Genomic DNA, 14527 nt, shown 5'->3' on the forward strand with positions numbered 1-14527 from the left:
CTTTGACACTCGTCGTGATGGAATCTCGAAGGTTCGGCCCACCCGGGCCGAACTATGTTCGGCAGCCACCCACTCGGGGTGGCGCGGATGCTGAGGGGCGGTGACGTGAGCGAGCAGCCAAAGAAGAAGGCGGGGAAGTCCGCCGTCTCTTCGCGTCTCCGATGGCCTGGCAGCCGGCTCCGCGACCTGCCGATCTGGTCCAAGCTCGGACTGATCATGATCGTGCCGACGATGGCCACGATCGTCGTGGGGACAAGTGGTCTCATCGACCACATCGACGAGGCCAGGGCCGCCGACCAGGCGAGGACGATCGCTCAGCTGGAGCAGTTCTCCGGTGAGCTGGTCGACACCCTGCAGAGCGAGCGCGCCGCTGCCGCCCGTTTCCTCAGCACGCCGAATCAGCAGCGGGAGGAGAAGGCCAAGCTGCTCGAGGCCTTCAACCAGACGCACTCGCTGGTCGACGCCGCCAAGAAGCCTTACTCCCAGCAGCGCACCCTGCTGACCGACCTCGCGCAGGAGGACAGCAACTTCGAGGCCCTGCTGAACGCGGCGGACGCCAGCCTCGAAGAGCTCCCCGCCACGCGCAGCCAGGTCAGCAACAACTCGCTGCAGCTGTCCCAGGCGATGGGCAGCTACGACATCTTCGTCGACGACCTCCTGCGGATCCGCGAGTCCGCGTCCCAGCTCGCCGGCAGCACCGCGCTGAGCGACCGGATGCGCGCCAGCGCCGCGCTCGCGCTGGAGAAGGAGTACGTCTCGACCCAGCGCGTCATCGTGCACGACGCGTTCGCGCAGGGTGAGATCACGCCGAAGCTCCGCGAGTCCTACATCGCGACGCTGACCGGCCAGCAGCAGGCCGGCGCCACGTTCGAGACCGTCGCCACCCGCGAGGACCGCGACTTCCGGCGTCAGGAGGTGGCCGGCCCGGATCTGCGGGAGGCCACGCTGAACACCGACAAGATCAGCGCCAACCTGGACGGTGACATCAGCGCGCTCGGCTTCACGCCCCAGCAGTGGGACGAGGGCATGGCCGGCAAGAACGCGCTGATGCGCAAGGTCGAGCAGCGTCTCGACACCGAGACCGTGGACCTGGCCACCCAGACGCGCAACGAGGTCCAGCGCCGGGTGCTCGTCGAGACCGGCGTGCTGCTCGGCATGCTCCTCCTGGCGATCCTCTTCGCCTGGCTCGTCGCCCGGTCGATGGCCCGCTCGCTGCGGGAGCTGCGCCAGGGCGCGCTCTCCGTCGCGCAGTACGGCCTGCCCCAGGCGGTCGCCCGGCTCCGCGATCCCGCGATCTCCGCGCAGCTGTCCCCGGTCCAGGTGGCGAACCAGATCGCCGAGCCGCTGCCGGTCCGCAGCCGTGACGAGTTCGGCCAGGTGACCGAGGCGTTCAACGCGGTCCACCTCGAGGCCGTGCGCACCGCGGCCGAGCAGGCCGTGCTCCGCGCGTCCGTCTCCACCATGTTCGTCAACCTCGCCCGGCGCTCCCAGATCCTGGTCGACCGGCTCATCGGTCACCTGGACCGCCTGGAGCGCGGCGAGGAGGACCCGGACCGGCTGGCCGAGCTCTTCCAGCTCGACCACCTGGCCACCCGAATGCGTCGTAACGACGAGAACCTCCTGGTCCTCGCCGGTGCCGACTCCACCCGTGTGCAGCGCGAGCCCGCCGCTCTGATCGACGTGCTCCGCGCCGCGCAGTCCGAGGTCGAGCACTACACGCGCATCCACTTCGGCAACATCGACAAGGACATCGAGATCGCGGCGCACGCCGTCAACGACCTCGTGCACCTCGTCGCCGAGCTGTTCGACAACGCGACCGCGTTCTCGCCGCCGGACTCGCAGGTGATGGTGGAGGCCCGGATCGTCGGTGACCGCGCCGTCCTCTACGTCGAGGACCGTGGCATCGGCATCGCGGTCGACCAGATGCGTGACCTGAACGAGCGGCTTCAGCGTCCGCCGACCGTGGACGTCACGGTCTCCCGGATGATGGGCCTGGTCGTGGTCGCCCGTCTGGCGGCCCGGCACGGCGTCCGCGTCGAGCTGCGTCCCGGCAACGAGCGCGGCACGGTCGCCGACGTCGCGCTCCCCGCCGGCGTGCTGATGTCGCACGCCGCCGTCTCCGGTGGCCGGGCCCCGGCCGCGGTCGGTGGCGCGCGGCAGGAGGCGCCCGCGTTCGGTGGTGGCGGCCAGGGCGGTGGCTTCGGCTCCCCGCTGGCGCTGGAGCCGGGCGGCCACGGGCGTCCGCCGTCGCAGCGCGAGTCCGCGCCGTCGCTCGGTGGTTTCGCGACCGAGCTCCCGCAGTCCTTCGCCGGGTTCGGCAACGACCCGGCGCCCACCTCGGGCGGCCCGTCGTCGTCCCGCTCCATGCCGGCCTGGTCCGATCTGACCGGCGCCGCACCCAGCGGCGGCGGCACCAACGGGTCGCACAGCGGCGGCGCGCCGAACGGGAACAACGGCTTCGGCAGCTTCAACGGCTTCGGCGGCAACGGCAACGGCGGCGGCCCGCGCAACGGTCGTGCGACCGACGCGTTCGGCACCGGCGGCAACCGGAGCGAGGGCCTGCCTCAGCGCCCGCGCACCGACGAGCCGATGCCCTTGGACGACTACGCCGGGCCGGCGTCGCCGACCATCCCGCGGCAGAAGCCGGTGAGCCCGGAGCAGCAGCGTGGCGCCGTCCCGCCGCTCTCCGTCCCGCCGGTCGCCTCGGCACCGCCGGCCAACGGCCCGTCCTCGTCGGCGCCGCCGGTGTGGCCGCCGATCGCGCCCGCGGACAACCCGCCGGCCGTGCCGGACCGGCTCGCGTCCTCGCTGGACCTGACCGCCGAGATCCCGCGCTACCGCCCGGACAACGCGGCACCGCCCGCGCCCCGGTCGTCGCACGTGGTGCCGCCGGTCACCTCGGTGCCGGTGTCGGCCATGCCGGTGCCGGGCCCGATCGCCCGTCCCGCCTCGGCTCCGCCGGCCCCGCAGGCCGCGCCGAAGCCGGTCGTGGACGAGACGATGGAGCTGCCGATCTTCCGGGAGCTGGAGTCCGCGTGGTTCCGCACCCGGGTCGACGACGGCAAGCCGGCCACCGGCCCGACCGGTGCCGCGCCCACGCCGGCCCCGGCGGCCGCGACGAGCGCCCCGACCGAGCAGTACGGGACGCTCGACACCAAGAAGCCGGAGCTGGCGACCACGTCGCGGGGTCTGCCGACCCCCGGCGCGCGCTCCGCGGACCCGCTGGCCTCCCGGCCGGTGCCCGCGGGCGACGGCAACGCACAGCGGATCTCGACCGAGCCCGCCAGCTGGCGGACCGCGGCCGACGACGGGTGGCGCACCGCCGCCTCGGTCGCGGCGGCGGCGGGCGAGACGGCGACTGATACCACCCAGGCGGGCCTGCCGAAGCGCAAGCCGATGGCACAGCTCGTTCCTGGTGGAATCGAGAAGGCAACACCGACCGTCAACAAGCGGTCGCCCGAGGGGGTGCGCGGGCTGCTGTCCGCCTACCACCGGGGCGTCCAGCGCGGGCGGACGGGTCCTTCGGACAACCCGACCGGTTCAGAGGGAACATTGGACGGGAAGCAATCCTCGCAGGCTGGCAAGGAGCATGAGGGATGACAACAACGCAGGACCTGGGTTGGCTGCTGGCGAACTTCGCCGACCGCGTTCCGGGTGTCGCGCATGCGGTCGCCGTATCCGCTGATGGTCTGCTTCTCGCCGGGTCCCGTGACCTTCCGCGGGACCGGGCCGACCAGCTGGCGGCGATCGCCTCGGGTCTGGTCAGCCTGACCCAGGGCGCGGCCCGCTGCTTCGAGGGCGGCGCGGTGCTCCAGACGGTCGTGGAGATGGACAACGGGTTCCTTTTCCTGATGTCGATCTCCGATGGCTCGTCCTTCGCCGTGCTCGCCGCGCGCAGCTGCGACGTCGGTCAGGTCGGGTACGAGATGGCTCTGCTGGTGGACCGGGTGGGCGATGCCCTGACCCCGGCTCCGCGCACCGCAGCAGGGATGGTTGGCTAGTTAGGCCAAGGCGACGGCCGGTGCGAGCCGGCCGTTGCAGGATGTAAATGCGACGGGTTACCGCGATCTTGGAACCGCTTTCTAGGAAACAGAGGGGGTGAACGGCGACGATGGCCGAACGCGAAGAGCCGACCGGCGCGCTGGTCAGGCCGTACGCCGTTACCCGAGGCCGGACCCGGCCACGGTTGGAGATCGCACTCGAAGCGCTGATTGAGACGACGGTGCGGGGCCGGTCCGCCGGTGCCAACAACGGCGGACAAGGTCGAGAGCATCAATACATAGCCGCGCTGTGTGACGGCCGGCTGCAGTCACTCGCGGAGATCGCCGCGCGGATGTCACTTCCGCTCGGGGTCGCTCGGGTCCTCATCGCAGACATGGCCGCAGAGGGCATGGTCGCGGTGTACGAGCCGACGTCCCTGGAGGATGCGAACGACGCGGTGGGCACGGAATTGCTGGAGAGGGTGCTGAGTGGACTTCGCAGGCTCTGACGCGGCGCACCGCCCTATGGCCGGGCGCGTGACATCGGCGAAGATCGTAATCGCCGGTGGTTTCGGCGTCGGTAAGACGACGCTGGTCGGCTCGGTCTCGGAAATCACTCCGCTGACCACCGAGGCCATCATGACGTCGGCGGGCGTGGGCGTGGACGACACCCCGCAGGTGCCGGGCAAGACCACCACCACGGTCGCCATGGACTTCGGTCGTATCACGATCGACCGGGACCTGATCCTGTACCTGTTCGGTACACCGGGTCAGACACGGTTCTGGTTCATGTGGGACGAGCTGGTGCGTGGCGCGATCGGTGCGGTGGTGCTGGTGGATACCCGCCGGCTCGCCGACTGTTTCGCGGCGATCGACTTCTTCGAGCACCGGCGGCTGCCCTACCTGGTCGCGATCAACTGCTTCGACGGGATGCAGTACCACAACGCTCAGGATGTGCGGGACGCCCTCGCCATCTCGAGCGAGATCCCGGTCGTGAGCTGCGACGCGCGTAACCGCGAGTCGACGAAGCACGTGCTGATCTCCCTCGTGGAGTACGTGCTGTCGATGCGCCGTTCGCGTGCCGTCGCGCCGGCGTAGGGGTGGCATAAGGTCCCACCGGACCAACGCCGGAAGACCCATCAGGGGTACGGGACACTCCCGTACCCCTGCAGGTTTTTCTTGAATGTGAGCCTGGACAGGCAGACGCCCCGCCCACCGAGCCGGTGGACGGGGCGTCTGCGCGTGCCGGTCAGGCCGTGCGGACCCAGGCGTTCAGGTTCACGGTGAAGACGCCGAGCGAGCCGGCCTCCATGCCGCCGTGCCGGATCGTGGTGAGCGCGTAGGCACCGGCCATGCCCTCCAGCGTGGACCGCTCCAGGTAGGCGCGCAGCCGGCCGCGGTCGATGCTCTTGGCCAGGTAGGCGGACTGGACCAGCAGGCTGATGCCGTCGCCCGCGTACGGCGCGAAGCCCTTGAACGAGCCGTACTTCGTCACGTACGACCGGATCAGGTCCCGGCGGCGCTGGCCCTCGGAGCCGGTCTCGGTGAGCGACGAGCTGCCGAGCGAGCCCGGACTGATCGCGTAGGCGCCCTCGACCGCGTCCGCGTTGTCCGTCGAGAGCGTCTCCTCGGTGACCGCCTCCGGCGGGAAGAACAGCTTGCCCGTGAAACCGGCCGCACGGACCGCACGGGCGGCCTTTCCGGCGTCCGGGGACATCGCCCATATGATGACCGCTCCCGGGCGCCCCTTGACCGCCTCAGCGGCCGCGGCGGCGAAGTCCTGATCGCCCGCGGGCAGCCGGGTGGTGGTGCCGAGCGTGATGCTCTGCCCGGCGAGCGCGGAGCCGGTGTGCCGCACGCCGGCGTCGCCGTGCCGGCCGGTGCCGGCCAGGATCGACGCCTTGGCGATCTTCTGTCGCTTGAGCTCGTTCGACAGGGCCTGGGCCACGTCACGGGCGTCCGGCGTCACCTTGAACGTGTAGGTGCGCTCGGACAGCGGCGTGAGGATGTCGTCCGCGGAGGCGAGCGACAGGAACGGCACCTGGAGCTCCTGGGCGACGTCGGAGATCGCGGTGGAGGTCTCCGGCACGGTGCCGCCGATGAACGCGTTGACGCCCTCCTGGTTGGCCAGCTGCGTGGCGAGCTCGCCGGCCTTGGCCGGGTCGCCGCCGCTGTCCACCAGCTTCAGCTGGAGCTTGCGGCGCTGGTTGCCGACCTGGAACCCGTCCGCGTTGACCTGGGCCTGGAACAGCTCCAGCGCGCGGGCCTGCAGCTCGCCCATGGCGGCGCCGGTGCCGGTGCGCTCCAGGATGCCGCCGACGACGAGATCGGTGACGGAGGCCGTCTTCGGGCCGGTCTGTTCGTCGCCGGTGCCGCAGGCGGCCGCGGTGAAGACGGAAGCGGTCGCCACGAGAAGGCCCCGCCGCGTGATGGTGGGCACGCCAACGGTGCGGTTGAGCATGGTTCCAAGCCTTTCGCCACGGGGTGGCGACAAGGGATGTGGAGCCGCCACGCCCCCAGCAGAATCGTGCTTGCAATCACGCCCTGTAGTCAATAGGCCGACATGTGGCCAATGACACGCAGGTCAGCGTGCAGATGTGCAGAACTACTCAAAGTGACACTAAGAGCGATAAGTCGCCGGGCGGAACTCGTAGTCCTCGTCGTCGTTCTGGATGTCGCCCTGGTCCCGGGTGAAGTCCCAGCCGCCCGCGGCCTCCCGGCCCGGACGCCCGCCGACCGCGAAACCGCCGATCTCCTGCCCGCGACGCCAGCCGCGGAAGTAGCCGGTGGTGTTCGCCGCCAGGGACTGCGCGTCCCGGACGACGCGCAGCGGACGCTCCTCGCGCAGCGCGGAGCCGGGCACCAGGTTGGCCTGCGGCACACGCTTCGGCAGGCCGGCGCCGGTCTCGGCGCCCACGGCCGGGCGGGCCGCCTGCTCGGCGGCCTGCCAGCCCTGGTCGGCGAGGCTGGCCCACTCGAGCTCCGGCGTAGCCTCGGCGTCCTCGTCGCGGCCGGTGAACCAGGCGGACGCGGTCGCCGAGAAGATCAGCAGGTCGTTGTCGCCCTCGGAGACCGGCAGCGGGGTGGTCATGTCCAGCGCGTCCGGCCCGGAGGCGCGGCGGGCGGTGTCGACCAGGCGCAGCGGCGGCGTGTATCCGTTGTCGCCGCGGTCGCCGCGCGGCGAGCCCTCGACCAGGCGCAGCACCGGAGGCTCCGGCGGCAGGTCGTCCGACTGCCACGGCGGGCGGACCCGCATCGTCTCGGACATGGTCGGCGCGCCGGGGCCCGACGGGCCGCGCACCTGCTGCTGCTCGCCGGTGTGGGCGCGCTCCTCCGCGGCATCCGGGCTCGTCGGCCAGGCCGCTCGCGAACCGGGCTCGGGCATCTGCGGCATTTGTGGCATCTGGGGCATTTGCGGCATCTGCGGGGAGGTCCGCGCCGGCGGCATGCCGAGCCTTATGTCGGTGACCCCGCCGGACGCCGGCGGCGGTGTGTTGACCGTGGGGCCGGCCTGCTCGTCGTCCCGCGAGACCAGCTGCGAGATGCGCTGCCGGTGCTCGGCACGGCTGTTGTTGATCGCGGCCGTGGTGAGCGGCGCACGGAACGGCTCGCCGGAATCGGCCGGGCTCTGCGAGCGCGTCGGCGGCTTCGGACCGGGCCGGACACCGGGCTGTATCGGCGTGAGACCGGGCGGCGGAGGCGGCGGCGCGGAGACCGGCCGGTTCGCCAGACTGTCCGGGCGACGGCCGGCCGGGCTCACCGGCGTGTTCTCGCCGGTGTTGTCGCGGGCGGCCCAGCGGGTAACCCCGGGCTCGACCCGCCGGTACGCCCCCGTGGTGGAGTCCAGCTGGATCGAGGACGTGTCCGGACGGCTCAGCGGGCTGAGCGACGTGTCCGGCCCGTTCAGGTCCACGGATGCGGCCGGGGAGAGCGGCGGGCGCTGCTGCAGCGGCGGTGCCGAGGCGGGCTGCGGCGCGGCGGCCTCACCGGCCGCAGCCGCGATGCGGGCCCGGCGACTGCCCATGGCGGCCGCCGCGCCTCCGCCGCGAGTCGGGTGGATCGGCACCGGGCCGGGCGCGGCCTGCTCGGCGGGGGCGCCGCCCAGCATGCGGCCGTTGATCGGCGCGGGCGTCGTGAGCCGGGACGCGAGCGTGGCCACCAGCGTCTCGCAGGCCACGTCGCAGGCACGGACGGCCGCGACCGCGTGCCGGACCGTCTCCGCGACCGTGGGGGCGAGCGCGCGGTTGACACCGCGGCGGGCGGCCTCGTTGATCGAGACCTGGAGTGCCGTGATCGCGGCGTGGACGTGCTCCGCGGGTGCGACGCCGTCCGCGACGATCTGGGAGGCGATCGTCTCGGTGGAGGCGGTGATCTCGCGGCCCCGGCCCGGCGTGCCGCCGCCGAGCCCACCGGGCTCGGGGACGGCGGCCAGGACGGCCAGGGCCAGCGGCTCGGCGGGATCCGGGTACGCCCGGAGGGCCGCGGGGTACAGCTCGCGCAGCACCTCGCGCAGCGCCACCGCGGCCGCGTGCCGCCCGGTGCTGAGCGCGGCGTGCGCGTTGAGCACCGGCTGGTAGCCCATCAGGCTGGCCGGCGGCGCCACGTTTATCGCGGTCAGCGCGCCGGCCTGCAACGCGCGGGCGAGCCCGACGGCCCGGCGGGCCTCCGGGGAGGACTGCATCTCCTCGACCGACTGGTCGTCCGCGAAACGCTCGGCGAAGTCGTCGGCGTCGTCATCGTCCGCCACGGCCAGCGGGCGCCCCGCCGCGGTCAGCAGCGAGGTCACCAGGAGGTCGTCGCTGTCGGCGGCGACCGACACGCTGGGGGAGCCGCTGGCACGCTCGGCAAGCAGCGCGCTGAGCCGGGCGTAGCCGGCCGCGTCGTCGCTTATCCCGGAGACGTGCAGCCGGCGGCCGGCGTCGTCCACCACGGCCACCATGAGGGTCTGGCCCTCGGCTGACCGGCGAGCGGACGAATCCGCCGACGCCAAACCGCAGTACACCCGCACGAGCGCCACGGCGTCGTCCTCCTCCCAGGACACATGTCGCGTGCCGAAGACTGATGCTCCCCGTAAAGGGTCAGTCGCGCCAGTCCACGACAGCAGAGATCTTGCCGATAATGGTGCGCCAGCCGAGACTGGCCTGTTGCGCACCGATGCGCTTCAGGCGACGCCGGCCCATGAAGCCGCCGATGCCACCCTTCGACGCGGACCGCAGCGCCTCGTCCAGGTCGTCCAGAGGGGACCCGGGTGAGAGCGCGGTCAGCACCGGCGCCAGCCGCAGAGCGTAGCCCAGGTCGCGCGCAGCCTCGCCGGCCTCGATCAGCAGATCGAGGTCCCACGTGTCGGCGCCACCCCGGAGGTTCTCCACCACCAGGTCCAGCTCGTAGGCGTCCTCCTCCAGCGGCACCACGTCCGCGGGCTGGAGCCGGTCGGCCAGCGTATCCCAAGTATCGAGCTGAGCGAGGTCGTGCGGAGCACCCGAACGGACGAAAGCGACAAGCGATTCGGGGCTCTTGAACAGGAGAAGTTTCCCCTTGTGGGTGAGGAAGGCCGGAATCTCCTCCGCGTCCTCCTTCTCCTCCTCCGCCTCGGGCTCGTCCTTCTTGTCATCCTCGTCGTCCGAGGCGCCGGACTTCTCGTCCGCCTCGGCGGCCTCGAAGAGCTCTTTGGCCTTCTCGTCGAGGATGACGACCTCGCCGTCCTCGTCGTCGTCGAACGACTCGTCGTCCTCCTCCAGCCGGCGCGTGCGCGCGGCGAAGGGGTCGTCGTCATCGTCGGCGGCCTCGATCTCGGTCGGTGCGACCTCGGTGGAGAGCCGGTACGCGCGAAGCGTGTAACCCACGCCGGAAGGGAGCGCGAGCGACACCGGGTCGACCTTCGTCTCCTCCCAGAGCGCACGGTCCGCCTCGGCGGTCACCTCGTCGTCGGCGCCGTCGTCCGCCGCACTCGTCCCGGCATCGTCAACGGCACCGGTCTCGGGCTCGTCAGCAGCACCGATCTCGGGCTCGTCGGCAACACCGGTCTCGGGCTCGTCGGCATCCTGCCGGTTGGGCGTCTGGGCGGCCACGGTGACCTCCGTATAGCTCTCGTGTGCGGCGCTCTGCGGCGATGCAGGCAGCCAGATCGGTGACGTCGCGCACAGGACACCCTAGTGTGCCGTGAATGAACGTGAACGCCTCACCCCGGTCCTGTGGGAAAGCCGGGCTCCATTAGTAGCCTAGCTACTTGTGAAGGCGCATTCGCTGCACGGCCACCTCGACGCGCTCCTGCTCGCCGTCCTGGAAGGGGACACGCTGCACGGTTACGCCATCATCGAGGCGTTGAAGGCGCGCAGCGGCGGCACCCTCGACCTGCCCACCGGCACCATCTACCCCGCATTGCGCCGTCTTGAACGCGCCGGGCACGTGGAGAGCGAGTGGAGCACCGTCAACGGCCGTGACCGGCGCACCTACCGCCTGACCGGCGCCGGCCGGCACGCACTGGCCGGGGAACGGGCCAGCTGGGCGGAGCTGAGCGGCACCATCGCGCGCTTCCTGGGCGGGTAGCGCGTCCCATTTCTCACGTGATGAACGTCTCCGGTCGTCCGGCGGGCGTTGCCATCGCGTTGCCTCCCGCGCCCCGCCCGCAGGACAGGAGGCGGCCCGCCGAAGGAAAGCCCGTTACCGGCTTTCACAGGAGGTGCCCGCCCGATGCTCACCCCGCTCCGCGAGCGCAACTACCGGCTCTGGGCCGCCTCCGACCTGGTCTCGGTCGGCGGCACCTGGATGCAGGTGCTGGGCCTGAACTGGCTGGTGCTCAGCGCCACCGGCTCCGCGGCCGCGACCGGCGTCATCGTGCTGCTCCAGTCCGCACCGGTCCTGATCCTCGGCAGCTGGGGCGGCGCGCTCGCCGACCGGCTCCCGGCCCGCCCGGTGCTCCTGACCAGCCAGGCCGTGCGCGCGCTGCTGTCCCTGCTCCTGGTCGCCGCCGCCGGCGCCGGAGCGCTCTGGCCGATCTACCTGGTCGCGCTGCTCTCCGGCGTGATCAGCGCGATCGAGGTCCCGGTGCTCGGCCGCTTCGGCTCCGCACTGGTCTCCCGGGACGCGCTCGCGCCGGCCATCGCGCTCGGCTCCGTGCTCGGCTCCGCCGGTCGCATCCTCGGCATGGCGCTCGGCGGCGTGCTGATCGGCCTCGCCGGCCCCGGCGTGCTCTTCGCGATCAACGCGGCCAGCTTCGGCGCCGTCATCCTCGCGCTCGCGCTGATCCGCCCCGCCGAGATGTACCCGCTGGCCCGCGCCTCGTCCACCGGCGGCGGCGTGCTGTCCGGCCTGCGCTACCTCGCCACCCAGCCGGTCGTACTCGTCGTCATGGTGCTCGCGTTCGTCATCGGCGGGCTGGGCCGTAACTACCAGGTCACGATGGCCGCGATGGTCGCCGGCCCGCTCGGCGGCGGCGCGGGCGGCTACGGCATCGTCTCCACCGTCTTCGCGGCCGGCGCGGTCCTCGGCGGCCTGCTCGTGGCCGGCACCGGGCGCGCCGGCTACCGCGTGCTGGCCGGCGCCGCCGCGCTGATCAGCACGCTGCAACTGCTCTCCGCGGCCGCCCCGGGCCTGCTCACGTTCGCGCTGCTGATCCTGCCGATCGCGGCCGGCGCGGTGGTCTTCGACACGGTCGTCGGCACCCGCGTGATGCTCGACACCCGCGAGGACATGCGCGGCCGGGTCCTGGCCTCGCTCGCGCTGGTCTCCTCGCTGGCCGGCATCGTCGGCGCGCCCACGCTCGGCCGGCTCGCCGACACCATCGGCGCCCGGGGCGCGCTCGCGGTGGCCGGCGTGATCACGACGGCGGCGGCGCTGATCGGCGCGCTCGTGCTGGCCCGCCTCTCCCGCGCGGCCGGCCCGGTCGCCCCCGTGGTCCCGGCGCAGCGGCCGTCGACGGCTCCGGCGGGCTCGCGAATCGTCTTCCCGCCACCGGGCGAGGCCCGGCGTGCGCTCCCGGCAGCTCACGGTCCTCTGGCTCCGCACGGTCCTCTTGCTTCGCACGGTGCTCCGGCCCCGCACGGGTCCACGCATCCCGGTCCGAGCCGTCCCGGCGCGTTCGTGCGCCCGCCCGGCACCGCTCACGTCACCGAGCAGCCTGCCCGCGGCCGACGCACGCTGATCTCGCTCGGCACCGGCCGCCGCGGCCGTGCCGTCACCGCCGCGGCCGGCCGCCTCGACCGCCCCGCCGTGCACCGCTGACGCGTCGCGAAAACCATTCCCGGCTTGGGCGGTCCGTCGCGTCCCGCGGAGGCCCGCCTGAGCCGTCTCACGTCCCTCAAAAGCCTTTCAAGCCGCGAGGGTACGCCGGCGGCCTCCTTCCTGCCGCGCCCATGAGTCACCCCGGCCGCTCAAGGTGATCGTGCGGTCATCGTCGCCGTCCGCAGCCGCGCGCCGCCCTCGCCTTGACCGCATTGCGCACGCCGAGTGCGCGGACCGCGACAGGCCGTGTCCGTGCGTCGGCATGACGCGTGCGCGCCAGGCCGGGTCCAGGCCGTCAGCCCGCACGGACGCGTGCGCGCCAAGCCGGGTCCGGGCCGTCAGCCCGCACGGACGCGTGCGCGCCAGTCCGGGTCCGGGTGTCAGCGCGACGCGTGCCCGCCACGCTGTCGTGTGCCTCGCGGATCAGGTCAGCGACGCGGCCTGTGCGTCGAGCGCGGATCGAGCCGGCCACGTGGGCATGCGTCGAGCGCGGATCGAGCCGGCCACGTGGGCATGCGTCGAGCGCGGATCGAGCCGGCCACGTGGGCATGCGTCGAGCGTGGACCGGGCCGGCAACGCGGGCCGTGCGCCGAGCGACGCCTCAGGGAGCCACCGCGAGGTAGCCCCGCTCGGCGGCCTCCTGGGCCAGCCAGGTGTCCGCGTACCAGCCGGGCCGGCGCACCAGGTCCTCGTGCCGGCCGCGCTGGATGATCCGGCCCCGGTCCAGGACCAGCACCTCGTCGAAGCCGGCCAGGCCGCGCAGCCGGTGCGTCACCAGCAGCACCGCGGTCCCGGCGGGCAGCGCGTCCAGCGCCTGCCGCAGCACCCGGTCGGCCGCCTGCGGGTCCAGGCCCTCGGTCGGCTCGTCCAGCAGCAGATGGCGCGGTGCGGCGAGCAGCGCGCGGGCCAGCGCCAGCCGTTGCCGCTGGCCGCCGGAGAGTTTCGCGCCGTCCTCGCCGACCAGCGTGTCCCAGCCGTCCGGCTGCTCGCCGACCCAGTCCAGCAGGTCCGCGGCGCGCATCGCGGCGGCCTGCTCCTCCGGGTCCGCGGCGTCGCGGCCGAGCAGCAGGTTCTCCCGGACGCCCGCGTGGAAGACGTGCGCCTCGGCCAGCAGGCCGCCGACCTGGCGCGGGAGCTTCTGTTCCGGGTACGCGGAGATCGGCACCCCGTCCAGCGTGGCCTCGCCCGACTCCGGCGTGACGGCGCCGACCAGCACCGCGAGCAGCGTGCTCTTGCCTGCGCCGCTCGGGCCCGCGATCGCGATCCGGGCACCGGCCGGAAGCGCCAGGTCCACGCCGTCCAGCGCGGGCGCGTCGCCGGCCCGGTAGCGGACCACCACGTCGTGCAGGACCAGCCCGGCGCCGTGGTCCGGCACGTCGCGGGCGGGTCCGGGCGGGGCGTCCGACAGCGACGGCGCGGACAGCAGTTCCGCGACCCGGGCCAGGCCGCCGCGCAGCTGCGCCCACTGCCGTGCGGACACCACCAGCGCCAGCGTGGCCTCGACCGCGGCCAGCGTGCCGACCGCGAGCACGCCGACCTCGGCGCCGCTCGCGTCCGTGCGCAGCGCGGCCGCCAGCACCGCGGCCGCGGTGAGCCCGGACACCAGCACGCCCGCGCCGTCCACGGCCCAGCCGGTCAGCGCCAGGCGGCGTTCCAGCCGGGCCAGCTCGTCCGCACGGGCGGACGCGGCGGCGAGCGCGTCGCCGGTCGCACCGTACGCGGCCAGGTCCGCCGCGCCGTGCGTGAGATCGATCGCGTCCGCGGCCAGCTCGCCACGGATCGGCGCCATCCGGTCCGCGGTACGCCGGGTCAGCGCGACCGCGGCCACCGGCAGCAGCACGCCCGCGACCAGCAGCCCGAGCGCGAGCGGCAGCGCGGCGAGCGGCGCGATGAACGCGGTGGTGGCCAGCGCCGGCACGGCCACGCAGACCGCGGCCGCGGCCGGTACCACCACGCGGATCAGCAGATCCTGCACCGCGTCGACGTCCGAGACGAGCCGGCTGAGCGCGTCACCGGAGTGCGCGCCGGGCTCGGGGGAGCGGCGGGCGGCGAGCGCGCCGAAGACCCGCGCGCGTACGTCCGTGAGCAGCCGCAGCACCGCGTCGTGGCTGGCCAGCCGCTCGGTGTAGCGCAGCACGCCGCGCCCGATCGCGAGCGCGCGCACGGCGACGATGGCGACGGTCAGCACCGGCAGCGGCGGCATGTCGGCTGCGGTGATCAGCAGCCAGGTCGCGGTGGCCATCAGCGCGAGCCCGGCCAGCTCGGTCCCGGCGGCCAGCAGCCCGGCGCCGATCAGTCGTCCCAGGTAGGGCCGTGCCATCCGCAGC

10 protein-coding genes are annotated in these 14527 nt (G+C 73.2%); 6 read left to right on the forward strand and 4 right to left on the reverse strand.

Features of this window, described 5'->3' with window-relative positions; translation table 11 throughout:
- The first annotated feature begins 87 nt into the window (after window positions 1–87).
- The 4 genes from OP04_RS32640 (at window position 88) to OP04_RS32655 (ending at window position 5078) form a co-directional block, all read left to right on the forward strand.
- Window positions 88–3600, forward strand: coding sequence for a sensor histidine kinase (locus tag OP04_RS32640; protein ID WP_085066953.1), 3513 nt, complete (start codon window positions 88–90; stop codon window positions 3598–3600).
- Window positions 3597–4001, forward strand: coding sequence for a roadblock/LC7 domain-containing protein (locus tag OP04_RS32645; RefSeq protein WP_033343732.1), 405 nt, complete (start codon window positions 3597–3599; stop codon window positions 3999–4001). The genes OP04_RS32640 and OP04_RS32645 overlap by 4 nt, the downstream gene beginning before the upstream one ends.
- Window positions 4002–4111: 110 nt before the next feature.
- Window positions 4112–4489 carry a DUF742 domain-containing protein gene (locus tag OP04_RS32650; RefSeq protein WP_033343733.1) on the forward strand — a complete coding sequence of 126 codons (378 nt, stop codon included), beginning with the start codon at window positions 4112–4114 and terminating at the stop codon, window positions 4487–4489.
- Window positions 4490–4505: 16 nt separating this feature from the next.
- Window positions 4506–5078, forward strand: coding sequence for a GTP-binding protein (locus OP04_RS32655; protein ID WP_033343734.1), 573 nt, complete (start codon window positions 4506–4508; stop codon window positions 5076–5078).
- Window positions 5079–5229: 151 nt separating this feature from the next.
- On the opposite strand, the gene OP04_RS32660 is transcribed toward OP04_RS32655, so the two are convergent.
- From OP04_RS32660 to OP04_RS32670, 3 genes are all read right to left on the reverse strand, one after another.
- Entirely contained in the window at window positions 5230–6390 is a 1161-nt protein-coding gene (locus tag OP04_RS32660; protein WP_198154054.1) for an ABC transporter substrate-binding protein, read from the reverse strand.
- Between the two features lie 210 nt (window positions 6391–6600).
- Window positions 6601–9021, reverse strand: coding sequence for a hypothetical protein (locus tag OP04_RS32665; protein WP_033343736.1), 2421 nt, complete (start codon window positions 9019–9021; stop codon window positions 6601–6603).
- 37 nt (window positions 9022–9058) lie between these two features.
- Complete coding sequence (locus OP04_RS32670) at window positions 9059–10048, reverse strand: DNA primase (RefSeq protein WP_085066939.1); 990 nt, start codon at window positions 10046–10048, stop codon at window positions 9059–9061.
- A gap of 160 nt (window positions 10049–10208) precedes the next feature.
- On the opposite strand from OP04_RS32670, the gene OP04_RS32675 reads away from it, so the two are divergent.
- Together OP04_RS32675 and OP04_RS32680 are read left to right on the forward strand one after the other, a co-directional pair.
- Complete coding sequence (locus OP04_RS32675) at window positions 10209–10526, forward strand: PadR family transcriptional regulator (RefSeq protein ID WP_033343737.1); 318 nt, start codon at window positions 10209–10211, stop codon at window positions 10524–10526.
- A 144-nt stretch (window positions 10527–10670) separates the two neighbouring features.
- Window positions 10671–12200, forward strand: a complete 1530-nt coding sequence (locus OP04_RS32680; RefSeq protein WP_063746725.1) for an MFS transporter — start codon at window positions 10671–10673, stop codon at window positions 12198–12200.
- Window positions 12201–12801: 601 nt separating this feature from the next.
- Here OP04_RS32680 and cydC read toward each other — a convergent pair.
- On the reverse strand, window positions 12802–14520 hold the full coding sequence (gene cydC, locus OP04_RS32685) for a thiol reductant ABC exporter subunit CydC (RefSeq protein WP_085066954.1): 1719 nt from the start codon (window positions 14518–14520) through the stop codon (window positions 12802–12804).
- Between the last annotated feature and the right edge of the window lie 7 nt (window positions 14521–14527).

The organism is Catenuloplanes japonicus, from assembly GCF_000717135.1.
GTDB classification, from domain to species: Bacteria; Actinomycetota; Actinomycetes; order Mycobacteriales; family Micromonosporaceae; genus Catenuloplanes; species Catenuloplanes japonicus.